Annotated in this window: 23 protein-coding genes; 16 read left to right on the forward strand and 7 right to left on the reverse strand. The window is 61.4% G+C overall.

Features of this window, described 5'->3' with window-relative positions; translation table 11 throughout:
• Nucleotides 1–31: 31 nt before the first annotated feature.
• The gene (def, locus tag BW979_RS03020) at nucleotides 32–538 is read right to left on the reverse strand and encodes a peptide deformylase (protein ID WP_003196300.1); all 507 of its coding nucleotides are present in this window, start codon (nucleotides 536–538) and stop codon (nucleotides 32–34) included.
• 157 nt (nucleotides 539–695) lie between these two features.
• On the opposite strand from def, the gene BW979_RS03025 reads away from it, so the two are divergent.
• The 3 genes from BW979_RS03025 (at nucleotide 696) to BW979_RS03035 (ending at nucleotide 3,513) form a co-directional block, all read left to right on the forward strand.
• Complete coding sequence (locus BW979_RS03025) at nucleotides 696–1,721, forward strand: LysM peptidoglycan-binding domain-containing protein (RefSeq protein WP_076383137.1); 1,026 nt, start codon at nucleotides 696–698, stop codon at nucleotides 1,719–1,721.
• 79 nt (nucleotides 1,722–1,800) lie between these two features.
• Entirely contained in the window at nucleotides 1,801–2,895 is a 1,095-nt protein-coding gene (gene dprA, locus BW979_RS03030) for a DNA-processing protein DprA (protein WP_047229816.1), read from the forward strand.
• A gap of 60 nt (nucleotides 2,896–2,955) precedes the next feature.
• On the forward strand, nucleotides 2,956–3,513 hold the full coding sequence (locus BW979_RS03035) for an L-threonylcarbamoyladenylate synthase (protein WP_047229815.1): 558 nt from the start codon (nucleotides 2,956–2,958) through the stop codon (nucleotides 3,511–3,513).
• Between the two features lie 146 nt (nucleotides 3,514–3,659).
• Here BW979_RS03035 and BW979_RS03040 read toward each other — a convergent pair whose 3' ends face one another.
• Nucleotides 3,660–4,637 (reverse strand): NADPH:quinone reductase, encoded by a 978-nt coding sequence (locus BW979_RS03040; protein WP_047229814.1) that lies wholly within the window; start codon nucleotides 4,635–4,637, stop codon nucleotides 3,660–3,662.
• A 163-nt stretch (nucleotides 4,638–4,800) separates the two neighbouring features.
• Here BW979_RS03040 and hemF point away from each other — a divergent pair, with 163 nt between their 5' ends.
• Together hemF and aroE are read left to right on the forward strand one after the other, a co-directional pair.
• On the forward strand, nucleotides 4,801–5,715 hold the full coding sequence (gene hemF, locus BW979_RS03045) for an oxygen-dependent coproporphyrinogen oxidase (RefSeq protein WP_047229813.1): 915 nt from the start codon (nucleotides 4,801–4,803) through the stop codon (nucleotides 5,713–5,715).
• A gap of 13 nt (nucleotides 5,716–5,728) precedes the next feature.
• Nucleotides 5,729–6,550, forward strand: coding sequence for a shikimate dehydrogenase (aroE, locus tag BW979_RS03050; RefSeq protein WP_076383138.1), 822 nt, complete (start codon nucleotides 5,729–5,731; stop codon nucleotides 6,548–6,550).
• Nucleotides 6,551–6,679: 129 nt separating this feature from the next.
• On the opposite strand, the gene BW979_RS03055 is transcribed toward aroE, so the two are convergent.
• The 3 genes from BW979_RS03055 to betC form a co-directional block, all read right to left on the reverse strand.
• Nucleotides 6,680–8,248: a SulP family inorganic anion transporter gene (locus tag BW979_RS03055; protein ID WP_047229811.1), complete on the reverse strand. Its 1,569-nt coding sequence runs from the start codon at nucleotides 8,246–8,248 to the stop codon at nucleotides 6,680–6,682.
• A gap of 184 nt (nucleotides 8,249–8,432) precedes the next feature.
• Nucleotides 8,433–9,350 carry a choline ABC transporter substrate-binding protein gene (gene choX, locus BW979_RS03065; protein ID WP_047229810.1) on the reverse strand — a complete coding sequence of 306 codons (918 nt, stop codon included), beginning with the start codon at nucleotides 9,348–9,350 and terminating at the stop codon, nucleotides 8,433–8,435.
• Nucleotides 9,351–9,365: 15 nt separating this feature from the next.
• The gene (gene betC, locus BW979_RS03070) at nucleotides 9,366–10,880 is read right to left on the reverse strand and encodes a choline-sulfatase (protein ID WP_047229809.1); all 1,515 of its coding nucleotides are present in this window, start codon (nucleotides 10,878–10,880) and stop codon (nucleotides 9,366–9,368) included.
• Between the two features lie 114 nt (nucleotides 10,881–10,994).
• Here betC and BW979_RS03075 point away from each other — a divergent pair, with 114 nt between their 5' ends.
• Complete coding sequence (locus tag BW979_RS03075; RefSeq protein ID WP_076383140.1) at nucleotides 10,995–11,945, forward strand: choline sulfate utilization transcriptional regulator; 951 nt, start codon at nucleotides 10,995–10,997, stop codon at nucleotides 11,943–11,945.
• 44 nt (nucleotides 11,946–11,989) lie between these two features.
• Here BW979_RS03075 and BW979_RS03080 read toward each other — a convergent pair whose 3' ends face one another.
• Complete coding sequence (locus BW979_RS03080; protein ID WP_047229807.1) at nucleotides 11,990–12,649, reverse strand: NAD(P)-dependent oxidoreductase; 660 nt, start codon at nucleotides 12,647–12,649, stop codon at nucleotides 11,990–11,992.
• An 86-nt stretch (nucleotides 12,650–12,735) separates the two neighbouring features.
• Between BW979_RS03080 and BW979_RS03085 the strand changes: the two genes are divergently transcribed.
• The 10 genes from BW979_RS03085 (at nucleotide 12,736) to BW979_RS03130 (ending at nucleotide 23,754) form a co-directional block, all read left to right on the forward strand.
• On the forward strand, nucleotides 12,736–13,062 hold the full coding sequence (locus tag BW979_RS03085; RefSeq protein WP_076383141.1) for a DOPA 4,5-dioxygenase family protein: 327 nt from the start codon (nucleotides 12,736–12,738) through the stop codon (nucleotides 13,060–13,062).
• A gap of 324 nt (nucleotides 13,063–13,386) precedes the next feature.
• Nucleotides 13,387–14,694, forward strand: coding sequence for a CitMHS family transporter (locus tag BW979_RS03090; protein ID WP_047229805.1), 1,308 nt, complete (start codon nucleotides 13,387–13,389; stop codon nucleotides 14,692–14,694).
• Nucleotides 14,695–14,769: 75 nt separating this feature from the next.
• On the forward strand, nucleotides 14,770–15,537 hold the full coding sequence (locus BW979_RS03095) for a TerC family protein (RefSeq protein ID WP_076383142.1): 768 nt from the start codon (nucleotides 14,770–14,772) through the stop codon (nucleotides 15,535–15,537).
• A gap of 338 nt (nucleotides 15,538–15,875) precedes the next feature.
• Nucleotides 15,876–17,534, forward strand: coding sequence for a Na/Pi cotransporter family protein (locus tag BW979_RS03100; protein WP_047229803.1), 1,659 nt, complete (start codon nucleotides 15,876–15,878; stop codon nucleotides 17,532–17,534).
• A 172-nt stretch (nucleotides 17,535–17,706) separates the two neighbouring features.
• Nucleotides 17,707–19,080, forward strand: a complete 1,374-nt coding sequence (locus tag BW979_RS03105) for a M16 family metallopeptidase (RefSeq protein WP_047229802.1) — start codon at nucleotides 17,707–17,709, stop codon at nucleotides 19,078–19,080.
• Nucleotides 19,081–19,152: 72 nt separating this feature from the next.
• Nucleotides 19,153–20,181, forward strand: coding sequence for a DUF5924 family protein (locus BW979_RS03110; RefSeq protein ID WP_047229801.1), 1,029 nt, complete (start codon nucleotides 19,153–19,155; stop codon nucleotides 20,179–20,181).
• Between the two features lie 52 nt (nucleotides 20,182–20,233).
• Nucleotides 20,234–21,382, forward strand: a complete 1,149-nt coding sequence (locus BW979_RS03115; RefSeq protein WP_076383143.1) for an ABC transporter permease — start codon at nucleotides 20,234–20,236, stop codon at nucleotides 21,380–21,382.
• On the forward strand, nucleotides 21,376–22,182 hold the full coding sequence (locus BW979_RS03120) for an ABC transporter ATP-binding protein (protein ID WP_171061294.1): 807 nt from the start codon (nucleotides 21,376–21,378) through the stop codon (nucleotides 22,180–22,182). Before BW979_RS03115 ends, BW979_RS03120 begins: the two co-directional genes overlap by 7 nt.
• A 1-nt stretch (nucleotide 22,183) precedes the next feature.
• The gene (locus tag BW979_RS03125) at nucleotides 22,184–23,122 is read left to right on the forward strand and encodes an MlaD family protein (RefSeq protein ID WP_047229799.1); all 939 of its coding nucleotides are present in this window, start codon (nucleotides 22,184–22,186) and stop codon (nucleotides 23,120–23,122) included.
• On the forward strand, nucleotides 23,119–23,754 hold the full coding sequence (locus tag BW979_RS03130; protein ID WP_076383144.1) for an ABC-type transport auxiliary lipoprotein family protein: 636 nt from the start codon (nucleotides 23,119–23,121) through the stop codon (nucleotides 23,752–23,754). Before BW979_RS03125 ends, BW979_RS03130 begins: the two co-directional genes overlap by 4 nt.
• 43 nt (nucleotides 23,755–23,797) lie before the next feature.
• Here the strand turns inward: BW979_RS03130 and BW979_RS03135 are convergent, their stop codons facing one another.
• Nucleotides 23,798–25,027: a nucleoside recognition domain-containing protein gene (locus BW979_RS03135; RefSeq protein ID WP_076383145.1), complete on the reverse strand. Its 1,230-nt coding sequence runs from the start codon at nucleotides 25,025–25,027 to the stop codon at nucleotides 23,798–23,800.
• Nucleotides 25,028–25,187: the final 160 nt, after the last annotated feature.

A 25,187-nucleotide genomic window follows, 5' to 3' on the forward strand; every position in this document is an offset into this window, starting at 1 on the left:
GGCTTGCCGCGGCAAGCCTTTGAAGGGGGCGTCAAGCATTCTGGCGATGAAGTTTTTCCAGTTTTTTCTTGATCCGGTCACGCTTGAGGGTAGACAGGTAGTCCACGAACAGCTTGCCGTTGAGGTGGTCGCACTCATGCTGGATGCACACCGCCAGCAACCCTTCGGCGATCAGCTCGTAAGGCTGGCCGTCACGGTCCAGGGCTTTGATCTTGACCTTCTGCGGGCGGTCGACGTTTTCGTAGAAGCCGGGCACCGAGAGACAGCCTTCCTGGTATTGGTCCATCTCGTCGGTCAGGGTTTCGAACTCGGGATTGATGAACACCCGGGGCTCGCTGCGGTCTTCGGAAAGGTCCATCACGACGATACGTTTGTGCACGTTGACCTGGGTCGCGGCGAGGCCGATGCCTGGCGCCTCATACATTGTTTCAAACATGTCATCGACCAACTGACGCACTTCGTCGTCCACTACAGCCACCGGTTTGGCGATAGTGCGCAGGCGCGGGTCCGGAAATTCGAGAATGTTCAAAATGGCCATAAGCTTGATAAATGCACGTGTGAAGTAAAGTCGGGTGGCTGGCCTGGCGTGTCTTGGGATGCAGGCTACCGTTGTAAAACGTTGCTCCTCAATCACGGAGCGAGCCACGGGGGCTCTGGCGTTTTACGCGAACGCACATAATAAAGGGATTCACCGCATGAGGAAATCACTACTCGCCCTGCTGCTTCTGGCCTCGGCCGGTATCGCGCACGGGCAAGTGCAACTTCGGGAAGGTTTTCCCCAGCAATACACAGTGGTGACGGGGGACACGCTGTGGGACATCTCCGGCAAATACTTGCGTGAACCGTGGAAATGGCCCGAACTCTGGCAAGCCAACCCACAGATCGAGAACCCCAACCTGATTTATCCCGGCGACACCCTGTCGCTGGTCTACGTCAACGGTCAACCGCGCCTGACCCTCAATCGCGGCGCTTCGCGGGGCACCATCAAGCTGTCACCGCGCATTCGCAGCTCGCCGGTGGCCGACGCGATTCCGAGCATCCCGCTGCAGGCCATCAACAGCTTTTTGCTGAGCAACCGCATCGTCGACACGGCCGAGGATTTCGACAAGGCGCCCTACATCGTTGCAGGCGATGCCGAACGGGTCCTCAGCGGCACGGGAGACCGGATCTTTGCCCGCGGCCCCTTCGACGCGGACCAGTCGGCGTACGGCATCTTCCGTCAGGGCAAGGTCTACACCGATCCCGAAACCAAGGAGTTCCTGGGCATCAACGCCGATGACATCGGCAGCGGTGAAGTCGTGGCGAGCGAAGGCGACATCACAACCCTGGCCCTGCAACGCACGACCCAGGAGGTGCGCCTCGGCGATCGCCTGTTCAGTGGCGAAGAACGCTCGATCAACTCGACGTTCATGCCCAGCGCACCGAAAACGGAGATCAACGGGCTGATCCTCGATGTACCCCGCGGCGTCACCCAGATCGGCGCCCTGGATGTAGTCACCCTGAACAAGGGCCGTCGCGACGGGCTGGCCGAAGGCAATGTGCTGGCGGTGATGAAGACCGGCGAGACCGTGCGCGACCGCATCACCGGCGAGCAGGTGAAAATTCCCGATGAACGTGCTGGCCTGCTGATGGTTTTTCGCACCTACGACAAGCTCAGCTATGGCTTGGTGCTATACGCCTCGCGCTCGCTGGCGGTACTCGACAAAGTGCGCAATCCATAACGGGTCTCACAAGTTACCAACAGAGTTATCCACAGCTTGTTCCCGTTTCGACGGGGCTTATAACGATCAAGGATGATCCATGTCATTGCCTGAATCTGCTTCGGTTTCCCCTGCGGAACTGGAGGCCCGTCTGCGCCTGCACCGCTTGCCGGAACTGGGCCCCAAACGTTTCATGACCCTGATGGAGGCCTTTGGCTCGGCCTCCAAAGCCATCAGCGCACCGGCCAGCGCCTGGCGAGCGCTGAGGTTGCCCGCGGCGTGTGCCGAGGCTCGGCGCAACCCGGATGTGCGTGACGGCGCCGCCCATGCATTGGCCTGGCTGGAGGGTTCGGCCCAGCGTTTACTGATGTGGGACCAGCCTGACTACCCCGCGCTGCTGGCGCAGATCAGCGATGCGCCACCGCTGTTGTTCGTCGCCGGCGACGCGACCATTCTGGAAAAACCACAGCTGGCGATGGTCGGCAGCCGCCGGGCATCGCGACCGGGCATGGACACCGCCGCGGCGTTTTCCCGAAGCCTGGCCGGTGCCGGTTTTGTCATCACCAGCGGCCTGGCCCTGGGCATCGACGCGGCGGCACATCAAGCGGCGCTGGATGTGGGCGGGCAAACAATTGGCGTGTTGGGCACCGGGCTGGAAAATTTTTATCCACAGCGCAATCGTCGGCTGGCGGACGCGATGATCGCCCAAGGCAGCGCGGTGCTGTCGGAGTTCCCGCTGGACGCGCCGCCCCACGCCAGCAACTTTCCTCGTCGCAACCGGATCATCAGCGGTCTGTCCCTCGGCGTGCTGGTGGTGGAGGCCAGTGTCGCCAGCGGTTCGCTGATCACCGCACGCTTGGCGGCCGAACAAGGCCGCGAGGTGTACGCCATTCCGGGGTCGATCCATCACCCCGGCGCGAAGGGCTGCCATCAGTTGATCCGCGACGGCGCGGCGCTGGTGGAAACCGTCGAGCACATCCTTGAAGCATTGCGGGGCTGGCAGCAGTTGCCGCTGTCCATGGAACCGACGCCCGTCACCCATCCGCTGTTGCGCTTGCTCCATGCCGCGCCGCTTGGCAGCGAAGCGCTGGCCGCCGCCAGCGGCTGGAGCTTGCCCAAAGTCCTGGCGGCGCTGACTGAGCTGGAAATGGAGGGACGGGCGGTCTGTGACAACGGGCGCTGGTTTGCGCGCTAGGTTTTATGGGGAAGATCGGTAAACTGCGCACAGCCTTATTTGCGTTGTGGAGAGTCTTTCATGGTCAACAGTTGGCGTGTGCAACAAGCCGCGCGAGAAATTCGCGCCGGGGCGGTGATTGCCTATCCAACCGAAGCGGTCTGGGGCCTGGGCTGCGACCCGTGGAACGAAGACGCGGTGGAGCGCCTGCTGGCGATCAAGTCGCGACTGCCCGATAAGGGTTTGATCCTGGTGGCTGACAACATCCACCAGTTCGACTTTCTGTTCGAAGATTTCCCTGAAACCTGGATGGATCGAATGGCCAGCACCTGGCCTGGGCCTAATACCTGGCTGGTGCCGCACCAGAATCTGCTGCCGCAATGGATTACCGGTGTGCACGACACGGTTGCGCTGCGGGTCAGCGATCACCCCACCGTGCGCGACTTGTGCTCACTGGTGGGGCCGCTGGTGTCCACCTCGGCCAACCCTCAGGGCCGCCCGGCGGCGCGCACGCGAATTCGCGTCGAGCAATATTTCCGTGGGCAGATCGACCTGGTGCTGGGCGGTAACCTGGGTGGGCGCAAGAACCCCAGCGTGATTCGCGACCTGGCGACCGGCAACGTGGTGCGGCCGGACTGAGCCCGAACACACCTTCCGGATCTTGCGTCAAACCCTGTGGGAGCGAGCCTGCTCGCGATAGCGTCGGATCAGTTGGCATAGATGTTGGCTGATACTCCGCTATCGCGAGCAGGCTCGCTCCCACAGGTTCTTTAGCACCCTCTAAATCAGGGCAAAAGAATCGTCGACCCGGTTGTGCGCCGCGCCGACAACTCGGCCTGGGCCTTGGCCGCTTCGGCCAGTGGATAACGCTGGTTGATATCCACTTTGATCTTGCCGCTGCTGATCATGCCGAACAGCTCATCGGCCATGCGCTGCAGGTTCTCGGCGTTATTGGCGTAAGTGGCCAGGGTCGGACGGGTGACGTACAGCGAGCCTTTGGCCGCGAGTATCCCCAGGTTCACGCCGTCCACCGCACCGGAAGCATTGCCGAAACTCACCAGCAAGCCACGGGGCGCTACGCAGTCCAGGGAGGTCAACCAGGTGTCCTTGCCGACACCGTCATAGACCACCGGGACTTTCTTGCCGTCGGTCAGCTCCAGCACACGCTGTACGACGTTTTCCTTGCTGTAGTCGATGGTTTCCCAAGCGCCGTGGGATTTGGCGATGGCGGCTTTTTCCGCTGAGCTGACGGTGCCGATCAATCGCACGCCCAGGGCCTTGGCCCACTGGCAGGCCAAAGAGCCCACGCCACCGGCGGCGGCATGGAACAGGATGGTTTCCCCCCCTTTGAGCTCATAGGTCTGACGCAGCAGGTATTGCACGGTCAGGCCCTTGAGCATCACGCCGGCTGCTTGTTCGAAACTGATGGACTCGGGCAAATGCACCAGATTGGCCTCGGGCAACACATGCACGTCGCTGTAGGCTCCCAGCGGACCGCTGCCATAAGCTACCCGGTCACCGACCTTGAACCGCGTGACGTCTGAACCGACGGCCTCGACCACACCCGCCCCCTCGGCCCCCAAGCCTGACGGCAAGGCCGGTGGCGGGTAAAGACCGCTGCGATAATAGGTATCGATGAAGTTCAGGCCGATCGCCTTGTTGCTGACCCGCACCTGCTGCGGGCCCGGTTCGGCAGGCTGGTAGCCCACGTACTCGAGCACTTCGGGGCCGCCGTGGGAACTGAACTGAATACGTTTGGCCATCTTCACTTTCTCCTTGTCGTGGACTTTTTACCAAGCCTGCTATCGGACTCCTAAGCTTGACCTTCGTCAACTGTGGCGTAGGCAAGTGCGGTGGTATCCTGTGCGCCCATTTGCCACCGGCCCGCTGCAAGCCGCGTAGCGTAGCCCTGATCAAGGTGATGTCATGACCACTCGCACCGAGGCCGTGAAAGCCTACCTGCTCGACCTGCAAGACCGCATCTGTGCGGCCCTGGAAACCGAAGACGGCGGCACTCGTTTCGTCGAAGATGCCTGGACCCGCCCCGCCGGTGGTGGCGGTCGCACGCGAGTGATTGAAAACGGTACGGTGATCGAAAAGGGCGGCGTCAACTTTTCCCACGTCTTCGGCAGCGGTCTCCCCCCCTCGGCCAGCGCCCATCGGCCGGAACTGGCCGGGCGCGGCTTCGAAGCGCTGGGCGTGTCATTGGTCATCCATCCCCACAACCCTCATGTGCCTACGTCCCACGCCAATGTGCGTTTTTTCATCGCTGAAAAGGAAGGCGAAGAGCCGGTCTGGTGGTTCGGCGGCGGCTTCGACCTGACACCGTACTACGGCGTGGCAGAAGACTGCGTGCATTGGCACCGCGTTGCCCAACAGGCCTGTGCCCCGTTCGGCCCCGACGTGTATTCGCGCTACAAAGCCTGGTGCGACAGCTATTTCCATATCAAGCATCGCAACGAGCCCCGTGGCATTGGCGGCCTGTTTTTCGACGACCTGAACGAGTGGGATTTCGACACTAGCTTCGCCTTCATGCGCGCCATCGGCGATGCCTACATCGAGGCTTACCTGCCTATCGTGCGCCGCCGCAAGCAGGACCCGTTCACCGCCAAACAAAGGGAATTCCAGGAGTTTCGCCGCGGACGCTACGTGGAGTTCAACCTGGTCTACGACCGCGGCACCCTGTTCGGGCTGCAATCGGGCGGGCGTACCGAGTCGATCCTGATGTCCCTGCCGCCGCAAGTGCGCTGGGGCTATGACTGGAAAGCTGAACCGGGCAGCGAAGAGGCGCGGCTGACCGAGTATTTCCTGCAGGATCGCGATTGGCTGGCGACGGCCTGAACGAGGATTATCCATGGACCGCTACGTTGTAATGGGTAACCCGATCGGCCACAGCAAATCACCGCTGATCCACCGTCTCTTCGCCGAGCAGACCGGGCAAACACTGGACTACAGCACGCTGCTCGCGCCTCTGGACGATTTCGCCGGCTGCGCGCGGGAATTCTTCCGCGAGGGTCGTGGGGCGAATGTCACCGTGCCGTTCAAGGAAGACGCCTTCCGCCTGGCCGACAGCCTGACCGAGCGGGCCCAGCGCGCCGGGGCGGTGAACACCTTGAGCAAGCTGGCCGATGGCCGTCTGTTGGGTGACAACACCGATGGTGCCGGATTGGTACGGGACCTGACCGTCAACGCAGGTTTAAACCTCAAGGGCAAACGCATCCTGTTACTGGGCGCCGGCGGTGCTGTGCGCGGTGCCTTGGAACCGCTGCTGGCCGAAGCGCCGGCCTCGGTGATCATCGCCAACCGCACGGTGGAAAAAGCCGAGTTGCTGGCCGAGTTGTTCGCGGACCTGGGCCCCGTCTCGGCCAGCGGTTTCGACTGGCTGCAAGAGCCGGTAGACCTGATTATCAACGCCACATCGGCGAGCCTGTCCGGTGATGTACCGCCGATTGCCGCAAGTTTGATCGAACCCGGCATGACGTTCTGCTACGACATGATGTATGGCAAGGAGCCCACTTCGTTCTGTCGCTGGGCCAACGAACACGGTGCGGCGGTGGCGATGGATGGCTTGGGCATGCTCGCCGAGCAGGCGGGCGAAGCGTTCTACCTGTGGCGCGGGGTACGCCCGGACACCGCGCCAGTGCTGGCCGAATTGCGGCGCCAGCTCGCACTGTAGGAGGCTACAGACTGTTGTGGCGAGGGGATTTATCCCCGTTGGACTGCGAAGCCGTCCCAAAAAACCAGGGCCGCTGCGCGCCCCAGCGGGGATAAATCCCCTCGCCACAGGGTGTGTCTACCTTAAGCCCTAGTCTTCGAAATGGATCGGACAGTGCTCCGGCCCTTCCAGCTTCTTCAACTCTTCCACCACATGGGGCCTGGCCCTGCGCAACGTCAGGCTGCGCCCTTGGGTGCGCAAGCGCCGGGCTTCCTGGTGCAGCATTTCCACGCCGGAGTAGTCGATGAAGTTGATCTGCTGGGCATCGATCACCACCCGTTGTGCCTGCAACCGTTGCAGACGCACTTGCAGGTAATGGCTGGCACCAAAAAAGATCGAACCGCCAACCCGCAGGATGTCAGCTTCACCCTCACGGGCGTGTTGCACCCGCGGTTGCGAGGTGCGCTTGAGGTAGAAGAACAGCGACGCCAGCACGCCGGCATAGATAGCGGTCTGCAGCTCCAGCAGCAGCGTGGCCAGGCAAGTGAGGCTCATCACCACGAATTCGGCGCGACTCACGCGAAACAACGCCCGGACGCCGCGATAATCCACCAGCCCCCAGGCGATCAACAGAATGCTGCCGGCCATGGCCGGTATCGGAATGTGCGAAATCAGCTTGGCACCGGTTACCGCAAACAAAGCCACCCACAGCGCCGAGAACACCCCGGCCAGGGGCGAGCAAGCGCCGGCTTCATAGCTGAGGCCGGAACGGGTAAAGGAACCCGCTGACAAGGATCCGGAAAAGAACCCTCCCACAATATTGGAAAGCCCCTGCGCCCTGACCTCTTGGTTCGCATCCAGCAATTGCCCCGAGCGTACCGATAACGAGCGAGCAATGGACAGGCTGGTCACCAACCCGAGCATGCCCACCGCAACCGCGCCGGGCAGCAGGCGCAGGATCAGATCCAGGTCCAGCGGCAGCGCAGAGAACGGCGGCAAGCGTCCGGCAAAGGCGCTGACCAGCGCGACATGCCCGAACATCCCTGGCCACAGCCAGACCACCAGGCTGCTGATGACCAAAGTTATCAACAGGCTCGGCCAGCGCGGCAGCAGCCGTTTGAGCACCACGCCCAGCACCAGCGTGCCCAAACCGAGAAACAGAGAAGGCTTATCCACAGCCTCGATATGACTGACCAACATCAGCAGCCCTTTCAACGCCGTGGCTTCGTTGGGCAGATCAAGACCCACCAGGTTGGGCAACTGCCCCAGGGCGATCACCACCGCCGCGCCCAGGGTGAAACCCAGCACCACCGAGTGTGAGACGAAGTTCACCAGCGCGCCGAAACGCAACAACCCCAGCAGCCACTGGAAAACCCCCGCCAGCACCGTCAGCAACAGGATCAAGGTGACGTAGTCCTGGGTGGCCGGCATGGCCAGGGGACTGACGCTGGCATACAGGACAATGGAAATCGCCGCCGTAGGACCGCAGATCAGGTGCCACGACGAACCCCACAAGCAGGCGATCAGCACCGGCACAATCGCCGCATACAAGCCGTATTCCGGCGGCAGTCCGGCAATCAGGGCGTAGGCAATCGACTGCGGCAACGCGAGAATCGCACCGCTCAGGCCGACGATCAGGTCACGGCCGACACTGGCGCGGGTCTGCCGCGGCAGCCAGCTCAGGAACGGAAAGAGTGAATGGCGGGTGGGCAATGCCATGGGGCCTCAAGGGTGGGGTTTGGCGCAAGAGTATCAGGACAAGGCACCGTTCTCGCTGTGGCGAGGAGATTAATGTGGGAGCAAAGCTTGCTCGCGAAACAGGCAGCTCGGTCTCTGAAAGACCGAGTCGTCTTCATCGCGGGCAAGCCTTGCTCCCCACATAGATTCCCTCGCCACATGATTGTCAGAGCTTGGCCTTCACCGCCGCCAACGCATCCTTGCCATCCAGCGTCTTCACACCATCCAGCCATTTATCCAGCACCGCCGGATTCGCCTTGATCCAGGCCTTGGCCGCATCGGCATTGCTGACTTTGTTGTTCACCACCTCGGCCATGATGCTGTTTTCCATTTCCTGGGTGAAACTCAGGTTGGTCAACAGCTTGCCTACGTTCGGGCAGGCCTGTGCATAGCCTTTGCGAGTCAATGTATAGACACTGCCCGTGTCGCCAAAATACTTCTCGCCGCCCTTGAGGTAGTGCATTTTCAGTTGCACGTTCATAGGGTGTGGCGTCCAGCCAAGGAAGGTCACGAACTTCTGTTTCCTCACCGCCCGGGAGACTTCCGCGAGCATGGCCTGCTCACTCGACTCCACCAGTTTCCACTCGCCCATGCCGAAATCGTTGGTCTTGATGATTTCCTTCAGGGAGAGGTTGGCCGGGGCGCCGGAGCCGATCCCGTATATCTTCTTGTCGAACTTATCGGCGAACTTGTTCAGGTCAGCGAAGTTATGCACACCGGCATCCCACACGTAATCCGGGACCGCCAGGGTGAATTCGGTGCCGTCCAGGTTCTTGGCCAACTGCGTGACATCGCCAGTGGCCACGAACTTGTCGTAGAACCCTTGCTGCGCCGGCATCCAGTTACCCAGAAATACATCAACCTGGCCGTCCTTGAGGCCGCCGAAGGTGATCGGCACCGCGAGGGTGTCGACCTTGGCCTTGTAGCCCATGCCATCAAGCAAAAAACCCGTGATCGCGTTGGTCGCAGCGATGTCACTCCAACCGGGGTCGGCCATCTTTACCGTCTCGCAGCTTTGCTCGGCCCACGCCGAACTGCTAAGCGCCAACAGCCCAGCGGTCAGTACTGTGGATAACTTTTGCATGTGCTTCCCCTTACGTTATTGGTTTTGGCAGGGTTGTGGATAACGGGCCTTGCGTTCCAGATCGTCGAGGTCAATGTGGTTACGCATGTACTGCTGGCTGGCGTCCACCAGCGGCTGGTGATCCCAGCTCTTGAGTTTGCCCAGGGTCAACGCGTGGGCGACGAAACGTCGACGTCGCTGACTGGCGAGCACCTGTTGGTGAATGGTTGGGATATCCCATTTAGCTCGCGCTTCGGCGAGAAAATCCGCGCACAGGGACTGATGCTCAGCCGATTGGCTAAGGTCCTCCAGTTCTTTGGGGTCATTGCGCAGATCGAACAGCAGGCACGGATCGTCTTCGCTGTAGATGAATTTCCAGGGTCCACGACGGATCATCATCAACGGGCTGATGGTGCCTTCGGCCATGTATTCACCAAAGACCTCGTCATGACCGCCCTGCCCCTGCAGATGGGGCACCAGCGAACGGCCATCCAGCGGCAGTCCGGGCTCAAGCCGGCCACCCGCCAACTCCACCAGGGTCGGCAGCAAGTCGGCAGTGGACACCGCCGCCCCGACCCGCCCGCTGGCGAACTGGCCCGGTGCGCTGATCAGCAAGGGAACGCGAGCCGCCATCTCGAACCAGTGCATTTTGTACCAGAGGCCTTTTTCACCGAGCATGTCTCCATGATCGCCGGAGAACACTATGATCGTGTCGTCCATCAAGCCGGTGTCTTCCAGGGTTTGCAGTAACTTGCCGACGTTGCTGTCAATGTAGCTGCACGCACCGAAGTACGCGCGGCGCGCATCGCGGATCTTATCCACAGGCAGTGGCTTGTCCCACAGGTCATAGACTTTCAACAGGCGCTGGGAATGCGGGTCCAGCTCCGTTTGCCCCGGGGTTTGCGGCAGCGGGATGTCCTTGTCGTCATACATATCCCAAAAGGTCTTGGGAATGGTGTACGGGTCGTGTGGGTGGGTCATGGACACCGTCAGGCAGAACGGCTGGTCGCCATCCTCGCGGATGTGGTCGAACAGATACTGCTGGGCCTTGAACACCACTTCTTCGTCAAAATCCAACTGGTTGGTGCGCACGCACGGACCAGCCTGCAACACCGAAGACATGTTGTGATACCAGCTTGGCCGCACGTCGGGCTCGTCCCAGTTCACGGCCCAGCCGTAATCGGCCGGGTAAATGTCACTGGTCAGGCGTTCTTCGTAGCCATGCAACTGGTCCGGCCCGCAAAAATGCATCTTGCCGGACAGCGCCGTGCGATAACCCAGACGCCGCAGGTAGTGGGCGTACGTCGGGACGTCCGCAGGAAAATCCGCCGCGTTATCGTAGGCGCCGATCTTGCTGGGCAACTGACCGCTCACCAGGGTAAAGCGCGACGGTGCGCAGAGTGGGCTGTTGCAATACGCGGCGTCGAACACCACGCCCTGCTCGGCCAGGCGCGACAGGTTCGGCAGCTTGATCGGCGAAGGACCGTAGATCGGCAACATTGGCGCGGCCATTTGATCGGCCATGATGAAAAGAATGTTCTTGCGCTTCATGTATTCGCGGCATTCCATAGTAAACAGTTATGCGAAATTGCTGCGATTGAGCATGTAGCCCCCGCCTTTATGGGTAAAGCCCACGCAAGGCAATGACTAGGATAAGCACAGCTTATGTATGAAGCCCTGGGTGACCTGTCCCTTGACCTGTTCCGCGCCTTTGAAGCCGCGGCCCGCCACCGCAGCTTTACGGCAGCGGCGATCGAACTGGGCACCACGCAACCGGCCATCAGCCAGCAGATCAAGCGCCTGGAAGAACAACTGGGTACACGGTTGTTCGATCGCATCTATCGCGGCATCGAGCTGACCGAGGCCGGAACAATCCTGTTCGAGCAGGTGCAGGCCGGTTTGCAGAATATCGACGCAGGATTGAGCGCGATCACCGCCCATGACCAGCATGAGGTGCTGCAAGTGGCCACCGATTTTGCGTTTGCCGCCTATTGGCTGATGCCCCGCTTGCATCGGTTTCACGCCGCCAACCCACAGGTGGACGTCAGCCTGGTGACCAGCGAACGCAATCACAACATGCTGCGCACGGATATCGACGTTGCGGTGCTATTTGGAGACGGTCGCTTCAAACAAGGCGAAAGTCGCTGGCTTTTCAGCGAAGAAGTCTTTCCCGTGTGCAGCCCGCTGTTGCTCAAGGAACGCTCCCTGCCCTTGTCGGCTCAAGCCTTGTCGGAGTTCCCGCTCCTGCATTTGCGCGGGGAAAACAGTAGCCACTGGTTCGATTGGAGTGGCGTTTTCCGTGAGCTGGGCATTACCTCACCCCCGGCGCCCGGGCAGTTGCGGTTCGACAACTACACCTTGCTCATCCAGGCGGCGATTGGCGGTCAGGGCGTTGCCATCGGTTGGCGATACCTTGTGGATAACTTATTGGCCCAAGGGCTGCTGTGCCGTCCGGTCGCTGAAACAGTGTTGTCGCGGTCAGGGTATTACGTGGTCTTGCCCCAGCGTAAACGGCGCGGGGTATTGATCAGGCAGTTTGTGGACTGGTTGATGGAGGAGCAGGCCAACAGCGCCGAATCGCTCACGGGGTTGGCCTTGCCTTCCATTGCGGTGTAACCAGCCCTCCCCTGCGCCAACTCGGGAGACGGCGACCGCACAGGCTAATCGGCGGCGACAAAACTGACATGCTGGCCCACATGCAGGTTCAGGCGCAGCTCATCGGCAATGCCGACGGCCACACGGCCAAGCCGCTCCAGTGATTCGGCCATGCCGGCCTCCAGGCTGGTGCTGACCTGGCTGAAGTGCTCGATGCTCAAACCGGGCGTTGCGTAGGGTGAGTCAATCAGGGTCCATTGCAACGTGCTGTTGTTCAGGGCGTCGAGGACTTCTTCGGCGGCATGGCGCTGCAATACATCGTCTGCCGGCTCCTCGTCGAGCACGGCGAAATCGCCCACCAGAAACAGCCGGGAAATACTCGCCGCCTCCATCCCGGCGATCAGCGCATCCACCGCCAACACCTGCTCCACGGGACCGGGAATGAGCGTGCGCTCCACGTGCTCGCTGTTCATCGGCAACCCTGGAGCGTTCAACAGACACACCACGGCATTGGCGCCGGCCACGCTTTGCTTGACCCGCTGGGGATCGTAGAGGTCGCCGGTCTTGGCCCGCAGGCCGGGGCGCGGCGCCAGGGCCGTAAGGTCGTCGAGAACAGCGATGACTTCGTGCTGGCGCCGCAGCATTTCAGCCATCAACGCACTGCCGAGGCTACTCATGGCACCATAGAGCACCACTTTGGTGACCGGGGTTTCGGCATTTTTCATGGCTGTTTTTCCTTTTTTGTCCCGCATGTAAAGGCTCTGACCCGCGGGAGACAACCTCGGTTCGGCCAGTTTTCGAGGAGAAGCACATGCAGCGGATCAAGGGCTACCACGCCCATGTCTATTTCGACGCCAATACCATCGCCCAGGCGCGGGCACTGTGCGAGGAAGCAACGCGACTGTTTGGGCTGAAAATGGGCCGTATCCACCAACGCCCAGTCGGGCCGCACCCGGACTGGAGCTGCCAATTGGCGTTCGATCCACAGCACATCGGCGTGGTCTTGCCGTGGCTGGCGCTCAATCGCAAAGGCCTGGTGATATTTCTTCACCCGGACACCGGCGACGACCTGACGGACCACACCGAGCATGCGATCTGGATGGGCGCGGTGCGGCCGTTGGATCTTTCGGTGTTTTGATTTATCGGTGGAGCGCAGATTGTCTGTGGGAACAAAGCTTGCTCCTACAGGTAAGCCTTGCCCTACAGAAAAACTCCATTACAGCGGCGAAAGGTGGCTGAAAGCTTGCGCGATTAGGATCGCCCCCACTACCGGCAACAGACCGGTGGCCAGAAGCGAGCGGCTAAGGCTCGTTAGGCCCTTTTAACAACAACAATGGTGATTCTGATGTCCGCTGCTACCCGCCCCGCTGAACCCACTCCCTCCGTCCGTCCCGTGCTTTGCATTCTGCGCTGACCTGTTCGGTCTGCCTTTGCCCGTCGCGCCACGCCTGGAGTATTTCCTATGCTGACTTTCCTTGGCTTTGCCATGGTCATCACGTTCATGTTCCTGATCATGACCAAGCGCCTGTCCGCGCTGATTGCCCTGATCATCATCCCGATCCTGTTCGCTCTGTTCGGTGGTTTTGCACCGAAGATCGGTCCGATGATGCTCGAAGGCATCACCAAGCTTGCCCCGACCGGGGTGATGCTGATGTTCGCGATTCTTTATTTTGCCCTGATGATCGACTCCGGCCTGTTCGACCCGGCCGTGCGCAAGATCCTCAAGCTGGTCAAGGGCGACCCGTTGAAAGTTTCGGTCGGCACCGCCGTTCTGGCGCTCGTCGTTTCCCTCGATGGTGACGGCGCGACCACTTATATGATCTGCGTGGCCGCCATGCTGCCGCTCTACAGCCGCATCGGCATGAGCCCACGGATCATGGCCGGCCTGATCATTCTCGCCGGTGGCGTGATGAACATGACCCCCTGGGGCGGCCCGACGGCCCGTGCAGCCAGCGCGCTGCATGTCGATCCGTCCGACATCTTCGTTCCGATGATTCCTGCGATGCTCGCGGGTGTAGCGGCGATCCTGGCGATTTCCTACATGTACGGTAAACGCGAGCGCGCCCGTCTGGGTGAATTGCACCTCGCCGGTGATGACATCGACCACAGCGAAATCAGCGTTTCCCAGTTCCCGGACGCCCGTCGTCCGAAGCTGATCTGGTTCAACGGTGCGTTGACCCTGGGCCTGATGTGCACGCTGATCGCCGGCCTGTTACCGCTGCCGGTGCTGTTCATGGTGGCGTTCAGTATCGCGATGATCGTCAACTACCCTTGCCTGCAACAGCAGAAAGACCGCGTTGCGGCCCATGCCGGCAGCGTATTGGCGGTGGTCGGTTTGATTTTCGCGGCGGGTATCTTCACCGGCATCCTGTCCGGGACCGGCATGGTCGACGCCATGTCCAAGAGCCTGCTGGCGGTGATCCCGGATTTCCTGGGCCCATACCTGGCAGTGATTACCGCGCTGGCGAGTATGCCGTTCACCTTCTTCATGTCGAACGATGCATTTTATTACGGGGTGTTACCGGTCATGGCCGAAGCGGCCAGCCATTACGGCATCACTGCCGTTGAAATGGCCCGCGCCTCGATTGTTGGCCAGCCCGTCCACCTGCTGAGCCCACTGGTTCCATCGACTTACCTGCTGGTGGCCCTGGCGGGGATCGAGTTTGGCGATCACCAACGCTTCACCTTGAAGTGGGCAGTATTGGTTTGCCTGTGCATAATGTTTGCCGCCTTGCTGATGGGGATTTTTCCGCTGTTCAGCACTCTATAAAAGCAATGCCCGCTGCGTCGCTCCTTTGGATAATCGAAGGCGCGGCGCGGCCCAACACTCGCTAAAGGAACTCACATGGAATGGCTGACCAACCCGGAAATCTGGGTTGCCTTCTTCACCCTGACCGCCCTGGAAATTGTCCTGGGCATCGATAACATCATCATGATCTCGATCCTGGTCAGCCGCATGCCCAAGCACATGCAGGCACGCACCCGGATCTTCGGTCTGGCCCTGGCCATGATCACGCGGATCCTGTTGCTGCTGTCCATCACCTGGGTCATGCGCCTGACCGCCGACCTGTTCGAAGTGTTCGGCCAGGGCATTTCCGGTCGTGACCTGATCCTGTTCTTCGGTGGCCTGTTCCTGCTGTGGAAAAGCTCCCAGGAGATGTACCACGCGCTGGAAGGCGAAGACGAAACCGGCGAGACGCCTGCGGGCACGGGCGGCAGCTTCATCTACACCATCGTCCAGATCGCGATCATCGACATCGTGTTCTCCCTGGATTCGGTGATCACCGCCGTGGGCATGGTCTCCCATGTACCGGTGATGGTCGCGGCAATCGTCGTGGCGGTGCTGGTGATGATGCTGGCGGCGGGCACCATCAGCTCGTTCATCGACAAGCACCCGTCGCTGAAGATGCTGGCGCTGTCGTTCCTGCTGGTGGTCGGTACCGTGCTGATCGCTGAGTCCCTGGACGTGCACGTGCCAAAAGGCTACGTCTACTTCGCCATGGCCTTCTCCCTGGCGGTCGAAGCGTTCAACATCAAGATGCGCACTGCCATGGCGCGCAAGCGCAAGCAGCAGGATCCGGTAAAACTGCGTAAGGATATGCCGGGTCAGTAAGCGGCACAGGGCAATGAACGAAGGGGCTCATCGAGCCCCTTTTTCATGCCTGCCGGAAAGTAACTGGATGCAAAACCGGTGGGAGCGAGCCTGCTCGCGATGAGGCCGCAACATTCAACATCTTCATTGGCTAACAGACCGCTATCGCGAGCAGGCTCGCTCCCACTGGGTTTCGTGGGGTCTTTGGTCAATGGCTTTTTATGACAGTTTTGTTTCAAACCCGTCTTTAGCTGTGCAATGCTGGCGCTCGAACCGTTGGCCAACTACAGCTTAAGTACAACGAAGAAAAATGTGGCACCGTCAATTGGTCCCTTTGGGACGCTAACAGGGGGCTTCTCATGCTGACCCTGCTGAACTTGCTCTCCGCCGTGGCCCTGCTGATCTGGGGCACGCACATCGTCCGTACCGGCATTCTGCGGGTCTATGGCACGAACCTGCGCCATGTCATTGGCCAAAACATGTCCAAGCGCTGGCTGGCGTTCGTCGCAGGCATCATGGTCACTGCCATGGTCCAGAGCAGCAACGCCACGGCCATGCTCGTCACCTCATTCGTCGGCCAGGGCCTGATGGCGCTGACCCCTGCCCTGGCGACCATGCTCGGCGCCGATGTCGGCACGGCGCTGATGGCGCGGGTACTGACCCTGGATCTGTCCTGGTTATCGCCGCTGCTGATTTTCCTCGGGGTGATTTTTTTCCTGTCGCGCAAACAGACCCGCCTGGGGCAAATGGGCCGGGTCGGCATCGGCTTGGGCTTGATCATCCTGGCGCTGCAATTGATTGTCGAAGCCGCCGCGCCCATCACCCAGGCCCAGGGCGTGAAAGTTATCTTTGCCTCGCTGACCGGCGACATCCTGCTCGATGCACTGGTGGGTGCGCTGTTCGCGATGATCTCCTATTCCAGCCTCGCCGCCGTGCTGTTGACCGCGACACTGGCCGGCGCAGCGGTGATCAGTCTGCCGGTGGCCATCGGCCTGGTGATCGGCGCCAACATCGGCAGCGGCGTGCTGGCCTTTCTCAGCACCAGCATGCAGAACGCCGCCGGCCGCCAGGTGGCGCTGGGCAGCCTGCTGTACAAGTTGATCGGCCTGTTGTTGATCATTCCAGTGCTCGATCCGCTGGTGGGCTGGTTGGACGGCCTGGATTTCAGCCACCAGGAAACGGTGATCGGTTTTCACCTGCTCTACAACACCGTGCGCTGCCTCGTGCTGCTGCCCAGCGTCGGGCCGATGGCCAGGCTGTGTGCCTGGCTGCTGCCGGAGCGTCCTGACACCAACGGCACGGCCAAGCCCCGCCACCTGGACCTCACCGCCCTCGCTACGCCGAGCCTGGCCCTGGCGAATGCTGCCCGGGAAACCCTGCGCATCGGTGATCTGATCGAAACCATGCTCGAAGCCATGCTCGACGTACTGCGCGGCGGGCAGACCGCAGTCACCCAACAAGTACGGAGCATGGGCGATGACGTCGAGGCGCTGTGCAGCGCCATCAAGCTGTATATGGCCCAAATGCCCCGTGAGGACCTCAGTGAACAGGACAGCCGCCGCTGGGCGGAAATCATTGAGCTGGCGATCAACCTGAAGCTGGCCAGCGACCTCATCGAACGCATGTTGCGCAAGGTCCAGCAACAGAAAACCGCGCAACGTCGGTCCTTTTCCGAGGTTGGCCTGGAAGAGTTGGCGACACTGCACAGCCAGTTGATCGCCAATCTGCGGCTGGGATTGTCGGTGTTCCTCAGTGCCGATCCCGAGAGCGCCCGTCAGCTGTTGCGTGAGAAACGTCGCTTTCGAGCGCAGGAAAGACGACTGGCCCACGCACACGTCAGCCGTCTACAGCGAAAAATCGTACAAAGCATCGAGACCAGTTCCCTGCACCTAGAACTGATCGCCGACATGAAACGCCTCAACTCGCTGTTCTGCGGCAGCGCCTACGTGGTGCTGGGGACTTCCGAGACAGGTGCGCTCGCGGTTGATGAAATTTCCGACGTCACCCATTCGCCTTGAACGACTGGCGCATTGCTCAGTCAGTAAGATTGGCCTGGGCTTAAACCATTCGCACGCAAGCCGGCCCCACGTCGCCATGGAAATCCATTGGGTTCGAGGTGGGGCGCGAAGTTGCCTGCGATGACGGCCTGCCCGGCACATGGACCTCCAATCAGCCGCCAGGAAGCTCGCTATGCGTTGTCTGTTGCTCGCCGTTCTGTTGCTCGGTTCACTGCCGTCGGTCGCGCTGGATCGATTCCAGGTCGAGGGGTATGTGCTGCCCAACGGTATGCAACTGCTGCTCAAGCCGGGCAGCGAGCGCGGGCATGTGGCGATCCGGCTGGTGGTGGGCGTGGGACTGGACGACTTCAACTGCGCCGACAAGGAACTGCCCCACCTGCTTGAGCATTTGCTGTTCAGCGGTGTCGATGACGGCGGCGAAGGCGGGCTGGAAGAGCGTATGCAGGCGCTGGGCGGCGAGTGGAATGCCTTCACGAGCAACGCCGACACCACGTTCGTCATCGAGGCACCGGCGCGCAATCAACGCAAGGTCCTGGACCTGTTGATCGCCCTGCTGACTCGTACCCGCATCGACGACAACGCCCTGCAGGCGGCCAAACGTGTGGTGGAACGCGAGGATGGCGGCCACTACACCCATCTGCAACGCTGGCTCGATCATCAGGACCTGGGCCACAAGGCGGGCAATCAATTGGCAGTGGAATTGGGTCTGCGCTGTGCCGAACGCGCCGAAGTCGGGCACCTCACCCTTGCCAGGATCGAGCAGGCACGCAAGGCCTGGTATGCACCGAACAACATGACGCTGATCGTGGTCGGCGACCTGGACCGGTTGCTACCGGCCTATCTGGAGCGGACCTTCGGCGAACTGGAGCCGGTCGAGCCCAGCGCTCACGCAGCGTTACCGCAGATCCGCTACAGCGCGGTCACCAAGCGCAACCTGATGCGCGGCCTGGTGGGCAATAGCGCCAAGCTTCATTGGCTGTTTCCGGAGCCGGTGCTGGAACAGCAACACGACGAAACCTTCGACCTGCTCAAGGACTATCTGGACTGGGCGCTCTATCGCCAGCTGCGCCTGGCCCGCAGCCTGTCCTACGGGCCGTGGGTGGAGCGAGAGGTGTTTGGCGGCGTTGGCTTTTTCAGCCTGAACGCGGACCTGGCCCGTGATGACCTGCCCCAGGCCGAGCAGGCGCTGGAGCAAATGCGCACCACGTTGCTCAAGGATGGCCTCGACCCGGAGAGTTTCGTGCGCATCAAACGCGCCGCCATCGCCCATCAGTCGTGGGCGGTTCAAGGCAACAGCGCACTGGCCGATTACTATTGGGGTGCCCTTGGCGATTACGACGACGGCCGCTTCACCAATCCGGCCGTGCGCCTTCAGGCGGTGAGCCTGGAACAGGCCAACCAGGCCCTGCGTGAACTGCTCAAGGACCCGGGCTACCTGCGCATCGAGAAACCCATGCTCGGCGACGATGAGCTGGTTTGGGGCGTGGCCGGGCTGCTGGGGTTGCTGTTGGTCCTGGTCGGGTGGAGATTGCGTCGCAGGGCTTAGAGCGCTCGTCACATCGATGTCCTGGCGATACTCTGTCAGGGATATTTCCTCCGACTCACTGTGAACTGCCGAATGCCGAACCTGACTCACTACATCCAGCGCCTTCTCGAATTGATGAAGCGCTATCCAGGGGTCATCGCACTCGGTGGCTTCATCTCTGGAGTCGGCAGTTTCATGCTGGTGGACCGCCAGCAGGGTCTTGCGACCTGGATCACCATCATCATGCTGGTGAGCTGGCTCTGGCTGATGCTGGAGAACAGCCTGACCCGGCTTTTTACCCGCATATTCAAACGGGAAATCCCCCAGCCGCTGCTGCGTTACGCCACGCAGATGATTCACCAGGAAAGCCTGTTTTTCGTCTTGCCGTTCTTTTTCATCACCACCACCTGGAACAGCAGCCAAGTGATTTTCACCGGCCTACTGGCGGCCTCGGCACTGGTCTCGATCATTGATCCGCTGTACTACAAATGGCTGGCGCCCCGGCGCTGGGCGTTCCTGGCGCTGCACACCCTGACGCTGTTTGCCGCCCTGCTCACCGCACTGCCGATCATCCTGCACCTGACCACCGACCAGAGCTTCAAGCTGGCGCTGGGCACTGCCATGCTGTTGTCGTTCCCCAGCCTGGCTTCGATCTTTCCGATCCGCACCGTGCGCAACGCCCTGGCGATTCTGTGCATCACGGTGGGGATCGGCGCGGCCGGGTGGGTGCTGCGCTCCTGGGTGCCGCCGGCAACCTTGTGGATGACCGAGGTGGCGATCAGCACCCAGCTGGAGGACCGCACGCCGGGCGCCAGCCTGAAGGAAGTCACCGCTGACCAGATACGCGGCAACGGTCTGTATGCCTACACCGCTATCAATGCGCCGCGAGGGCTCGATGAGCGGATTTATCACGTCTGGCAATTCAACGGCAAAGAAGTGGACCGTATCGCCCTGGACATTCATGGCGGGCGCAAGGAAGGCTATCGCGCCTGGACCCACAAGCAGAACTTCCCGGAAGACCCCACCGGTAAATGGCAGGTGCGGGTGCTGACGGAAAATGGCCAGGTGATTGGTGTATTGCGCTTCAAGGTCAGCGCTGCGCTCGAGCCTGGGACAAAATAATGCCGGGCGTGCTATTAGGTAACACTTTTCGAGCCGAACGAGCATGGCGCTTATGACCCCTGGCACTCTGGCTGGCAGTGCCCGACTGGATCGCTCTCACTCCCCGGCGCAGCTATGGATCAGCGGGGACTGGACACTGGCTCACTACACGCAGCTCAAGCGTTTGAGCGACTCGCTGCGCGGCCAGTACGACGACAACACCCTGATCGACCTCAATGGCTTGGGTGCCCTCGACACCGCTGGCGCCTCGTTGCTGGTGGAACTGCTGGGCGCCGAGCGGCTGGGCAAGACCGCCGAGCACCGCGACTGCACGTTGTCGTCCGCCGATCGGGCACTGTTGCAGACGGTCTATTGCTCGCTGACCGGCTTCTGCGTGCCGGTCAAAGAGCCGACGGTGAGTGTCGTGACCCAGTTGTTGACACGCATCGGTCGAGCCGTGGACAAGGTCTGGCAAGATACCCTGCAATTGCTGGGCTTTGTCGGCTTGATCCTAGAAACGCTGGCCCGGGGCCTGTTTCGCCCGAAACGCTGGCGCATTACCCCGATGGTTGTTCACATCGAACAGACGGGGCTGGACGCGGCCCCTATCGTCGCCCTGCTGACTTTTCTGGTGGGCGCGGTGGTGGCGTTTCTCGGGGCGACGGTGCTGGCCGATTTCGGCGCCAGTATTTTTACCGTGGACCTGGTGGCGTTCTCGTTTCTGCGCGAATTCGGCGTGTTGCTGACTGCGATTCTTATGGCAGGTCGCACCGCCAGCGCCTTCACCGCCCAGATCGGCTCGATGAAGGCCAACGAAGAAATCGACGCGATTCGTACCCTGGGCCTCGATCCCATCGAGTTGCTGGTGGTGCCGCGAGTGCTGGCCCTGTTGGTGGCGTTGCCGATGCTGACCTTTGTGGCCATGCTCTCGGGCATTGTCGGCGGCGGTGTGGTGTGTGCCCTGTCGCTGGATATTTCTCCGGCGATGTTCCTGACGCTGTTGCAGTCGGACATCGGCGTCCAGCATTTCGTGGTGGGAATGGTCAAGGCGCCGATCTTTGCCTTCCTGATTGCTGCGGTGGGATGCCTGGAAGGCTTCAAAGTCAGCGGCAGCGCCGAGTCTGTCGGGGCTCACACCACCTCGAGCGTGGTGCAGTCGATTTTTGTGGTGATCGTGCTCGATGCGGTAGCCGCGCTGTTTTTCATGGAGATGCAATGGTGAGTCGACCTTCCAGGCCGCCCACCGAGGCGGTGATACAGGTACGTGGCTTGTGCAATCGCTTTGGCCTGCAGAGCGTGCACGAAAACCTCGACCTGGACGTATACAAGGGCGAGATCCTCGCGGTGGTCGGCGGCTCCGGCAGTGGCAAATCGGTGCTGTTGCGCAGCATTGTCGGCTTGAACCGGCCCAGTGAAGGGGCCGTGCGAGTGTTCGGCCAGGATCTGCCGAGCCTGCCCCAGCAACAGCGTTCGCAAGTGGAACGACGCTTTGGGGTGCTGTTTCAGAAAGGCGCGCTGTTTTCTTCGCTGACTGTGACAGAGAATGTCGCCCTGCCCCTGATCGAACACGCCGGGCTCAGCCGGGCCGATGCCGAACATCTGGCGGCGGTGAAACTGGCGTTGGCCGGACTGCCGCTATCGGCAGCGGACAAATACCCCGCCTCGCTGTCCGGCGGCATGATCAAGCGTGCAGCCCTGGCCCGGGCGCTAGCCCTGGACCCGGACATTCTGTTTCTCGACGAACCCACCGCCGGCCTCGACCCCATCGGCGCGGCAGCGTTCGACCAATTGATCCTGACGCTTCGCGACGCCTTGGGCTTGAGCGTATTTCTGGTCACCCATGACCTGGACACCCTCTACACCATCACCGACCGGGTGGCGGTGCTGGCCCAGAAAAAAGTGCTGGTGGCCGATGTCATCGACAAAGTGTCGGAAACCGACGATGCCTGGATCCATGAATACTTCCACGGCCCTCGCGGCCGCGCGGCCTTGACGGCCGCTACACAATTGAACGAGGTCTGACATGGAAACCCGAGCCCATCATGTATTGATCGGCCTGTTCACCGTGATCGTGGTGGTCGGCGCCCTGCTGTTTGGGTTGTGGCTGGCCAAGTCCAGCGTGGACAGCGAATTCAAGGATTACGAAGTGGTGTTCAACGAAGCGGTCAGCGGCTTGTCCAGAGGCAGCTCGGTGGAGTACAGCGGCATCAAGGTCGGAGACGTGGTCAATCTGCGCCTGGACCCGAATGACCCGCGCCGGGTACTGGCGCGGGTACGCTTGAGTGCTGAAACACCGGTCAAGCAGGACACCCAGGCCAAACTGGCACTGACCGGCATCACCGGCACCTCGATTATCCAACTCAGTGGCGGCACCCCCAATAGCCCGCCACTGACCGGGCACGATGGCGAGCCGCCAGTGATCATCGCAGCGCCCTCGCCCATCGCCCGCCTGCTGAACAACAGCGATGACCTGATGACCAGCATCAACCTGCTGCTGCATAACGCCAACGCGGTGTTTTCCTCGGACAATGTCCAGCGGTTGGGCAAGACCCTTGAACACTTGGAGCAAACCACCGGGGTCATCGCCGATCAACGCGGCGATATTCGCCAGGCCATGCAGCAACTGGCTTCTGTCGGCAAACAGGCCAGCGCCACCCTGGAGCAGACTACGGCATTGATGCGCAGCGCCAACGGTCTGCTCAACGATCAGGGCAAAGAGGTCATGAGCAGCGCAGACCAGGCCATGCAATCGCTGGCCCGCAGCACCGCAACCCTCGACAAACTGCTCAACGACAATCGCGACGCGCTGAACAATGGCATGCAGGGGCTCAATGCCCTGTCGCCGGCGGTGCGGGAGCTGCGCGACACCCTGAGCGCGCTGCGGGGTATTTCCCGGCGCCTGGATGCCAACCCCAGCGGCTATCTGCTGGGCAATGACAAGAACAAGGAATTCACGCCATGAAGCCGTTTGCTCGGTTCGTCCGCCCTATCCTCTTGCTGGCAGGATGTGTCCTGGTTGGCGGTTGCTCGATTCTGCCCCAGGCCGAGCCCGCGGACGTCTATCGCTTACCCGCAACTCAGGCGCCCGCAGCCCCAGGCACGCCCGTGAAGTGGTCGTTGCGCCTGGCCAGCCCGCAGGCCAGCGAAGTGCTCAACAGCCCTAAAATCGCGGTCATTCCTCACGGCAATCTGTTGAGCAGCTACGCAGCCTCACGCTGGAGCGACCCGGCACCGGTGTTGCTGCGCAATCGCTTGCTCGATGGCTTCGCACAGGATGGACGTGTCGGGCTATTGAGTGTCGCCGACAGCAACTTGCAAACGGATTTGGAGTTGGGTGGCCAATTGCAGGCCTTCCAGACCGAATATCAAGGCGCGGGGGCCAGCGTGGTGATTCGCCTGGACGCATTGCTGGTGCGGGGATTTGACCAACGCATCCTTGCCAGTCATCGTTTTGAAGTCCGCCAGCCCTTGAGCGACGTGCAAGTGCCAGCAGTGGTGCAAGGTTTCGGCCAGGCCAGCGATCGACTGACCGCCGAGGTTGTGAACTGGACGGTAGAACAAGGCCAGCGCTTGGCGATACCCGCACGCCCCTAAAGGCCCGTGACTGCAATCCGGGCCTGTGGCAAGGGGATATGGTTCAGCCAAAGAACCAGTAGCAAACCCCGATCGCCGCCACGACGCCGCTGAACTCGGCCAGCAGCGCGCAGCCCACCGCATGCCGCGCCCGCTGGATACCGACGGCGCCGAAGTACACCGCCAGCACATAGAAGGTGGTTTCGGTGCTGCCCTGAATGGTCGCGGCCACCAGCGCGGGGAAGCTGTCCACGCCGGAAGTCTTCATGGTTTCGATCAGCATCGCCCGGGCGGCGCTGCCGGAGAATGGCTTGACCATGGCAGTCGGCAAGGCGTCGACGAAACGGGTGTCCCAGCCGGCCCACTGCACCAGGTGCCGGATGCCGTCCAGGCCGAAGTCCAGCGCGCCCGAGGCCCGCAGCACGCCGACGGCGCATAACATGGCCACCAGGTACGGCAGCAAAGTCTTGGCGACGTCAAAGCCCTCTTTGGCACCTTCAATGAAGGCTTCATAAACCTTGACCTTGCGCAGCGCGCCCACCACCAGAAACATCATGATCAAGCCGAACAGTGTCAGGTTGCCCAGGATCGAGGACAGCCCGGCCAGCGCCGTGGCTGAGAGCGTCGCCAGCAGCGCCATGAAACTGCCCAGTACCAACGCACCCGGAACCAGATAAGCCAGCACTACCGGGTCCCACAGGCGCAGACGCTGCATGAACGCCACTGACAGCAGCCCCACCAGGGTTGAGGCGCTGGTGGCGAGCAGGATCGGCAGGAATACCAGGGTCGGGTCCGGCGCCCCTTGCTGGGCGCGATACATGAAAATGGTCACCGGCAACAGCGTCAGCGATGAGGCGTTGAGCACCAGGAACAGGATTTGTGCATTGCTGGCGATGGTCGGGCTGGGGTTCAAGTCCTGCAGGGCTCGCATGGCCTTCAGGCCGATCGGGGTCGCCGCGTTATCCAGCCCCAGGCCGTTTGCCGCAAAGTTGAGGGTAATCAGGCCAATCGCCGGATGGCCCGCCGGCACCTCCGGCATCAGCCGCAAAAACAATGGCCCGAGCGCCTTGGCCAGCCAGTCGACAATACCGGCCTTTTCGGCGATCCGCAGAAACCCCAGCCACAGGGTCAAGGTGCCGAACAGCAGGACCATCACCTCCACCGACAGCTTGGCCATGGCGAAAATGCTTTCCACCATGGCGGCGAAGATCCCGGCGTTACCGCCGATCAGCCACTGCGCCAGCGCCGATACGGCTGCCACGATAAAGAAGCCAAGCCACAGGCCATTGAGCATCGGTTAAGTCCCCCGGAAGATGCCGCGAATGATAGCGGGGCTGGCAGAAACGACAAACCCCGGATTTCTCCGGGGTTTGTTTGGCATTGCGCAGGGGCTACAAAAATCCTATGGCAGATCCTGTGGGAGCCGAGCTTACTCGCGATGGGGCCGGATCAGT

Source organism: Pseudomonas sp. A214, from assembly GCF_900156295.1.
Taxonomy (GTDB): domain Bacteria; phylum Pseudomonadota; class Gammaproteobacteria; order Pseudomonadales; family Pseudomonadaceae; genus Aquipseudomonas; species Aquipseudomonas rhizophila.

Excerpts from the sequence above, each read along its gene's own strand:
- BW979_RS03115 (WP_076383143.1), top strand. The coding sequence starts at position 20,234 with ATGACCCCTGGCACTCTGGCTGGCAGTGCCCGACTGGATCGCTCTCAC.
- BW979_RS03040 (WP_047229814.1), bottom strand. The coding sequence starts at position 4,637 with ATGGCCAAACGTATTCAGTTCAGTTCCCACGGCGGCCCCGAAGTGCTC.
- BW979_RS03125 (WP_047229799.1), top strand. The coding sequence starts at position 22,184 with ATGGAAACCCGAGCCCATCATGTATTGATCGGCCTGTTCACCGTGATC.
- BW979_RS03135 (WP_076383145.1), bottom strand. The coding sequence starts at position 25,027 with ATGCTCAATGGCCTGTGGCTTGGCTTCTTTATCGTGGCAGCCGTATCG.
- BW979_RS03085 (WP_076383141.1), top strand. The coding sequence starts at position 12,736 with ATGCAGCGGATCAAGGGCTACCACGCCCATGTCTATTTCGACGCCAAT.
- BW979_RS03075 (WP_076383140.1), top strand. The coding sequence starts at position 10,995 with ATGTATGAAGCCCTGGGTGACCTGTCCCTTGACCTGTTCCGCGCCTTT.
- betC (WP_047229809.1), bottom strand. The coding sequence starts at position 10,880 with ATGAAGCGCAAGAACATTCTTTTCATCATGGCCGATCAAATGGCCGCG.
- BW979_RS03080 (WP_047229807.1), bottom strand. The coding sequence starts at position 12,649 with ATGAAAAATGCCGAAACCCCGGTCACCAAAGTGGTGCTCTATGGTGCC.
- BW979_RS03100 (WP_047229803.1), top strand. The coding sequence starts at position 15,876 with ATGCTGACCCTGCTGAACTTGCTCTCCGCCGTGGCCCTGCTGATCTGG.
- BW979_RS03120 (WP_171061294.1), top strand. The coding sequence starts at position 21,376 with ATGGTGAGTCGACCTTCCAGGCCGCCCACCGAGGCGGTGATACAGGTA.
- choX (WP_047229810.1), bottom strand. The coding sequence starts at position 9,350 with ATGCAAAAGTTATCCACAGTACTGACCGCTGGGCTGTTGGCGCTTAGC.
- BW979_RS03095 (WP_076383142.1), top strand. The coding sequence starts at position 14,770 with ATGGAATGGCTGACCAACCCGGAAATCTGGGTTGCCTTCTTCACCCTG.
- def (WP_003196300.1), bottom strand. The coding sequence starts at position 538 with ATGGCCATTTTGAACATTCTCGAATTTCCGGACCCGCGCCTGCGCACT.
- BW979_RS03035 (WP_047229815.1), top strand. The coding sequence starts at position 2,956 with ATGGTCAACAGTTGGCGTGTGCAACAAGCCGCGCGAGAAATTCGCGCC.
- hemF (WP_047229813.1), top strand. The coding sequence starts at position 4,801 with ATGACCACTCGCACCGAGGCCGTGAAAGCCTACCTGCTCGACCTGCAA.
- BW979_RS03130 (WP_076383144.1), top strand. The coding sequence starts at position 23,119 with ATGAAGCCGTTTGCTCGGTTCGTCCGCCCTATCCTCTTGCTGGCAGGA.
- BW979_RS03055 (WP_047229811.1), bottom strand. The coding sequence starts at position 8,248 with ATGGCATTGCCCACCCGCCATTCACTCTTTCCGTTCCTGAGCTGGCTG.
- BW979_RS03025 (WP_076383137.1), top strand. The coding sequence starts at position 696 with ATGAGGAAATCACTACTCGCCCTGCTGCTTCTGGCCTCGGCCGGTATC.
- aroE (WP_076383138.1), top strand. The coding sequence starts at position 5,729 with ATGGACCGCTACGTTGTAATGGGTAACCCGATCGGCCACAGCAAATCA.
- BW979_RS03110 (WP_047229801.1), top strand. The coding sequence starts at position 19,153 with ATGCCGAACCTGACTCACTACATCCAGCGCCTTCTCGAATTGATGAAG.
- dprA (WP_047229816.1), top strand. The coding sequence starts at position 1,801 with ATGTCATTGCCTGAATCTGCTTCGGTTTCCCCTGCGGAACTGGAGGCC.
- BW979_RS03090 (WP_047229805.1), top strand. The coding sequence starts at position 13,387 with ATGCTGACTTTCCTTGGCTTTGCCATGGTCATCACGTTCATGTTCCTG.
- BW979_RS03105 (WP_047229802.1), top strand. The coding sequence starts at position 17,707 with ATGCGTTGTCTGTTGCTCGCCGTTCTGTTGCTCGGTTCACTGCCGTCG.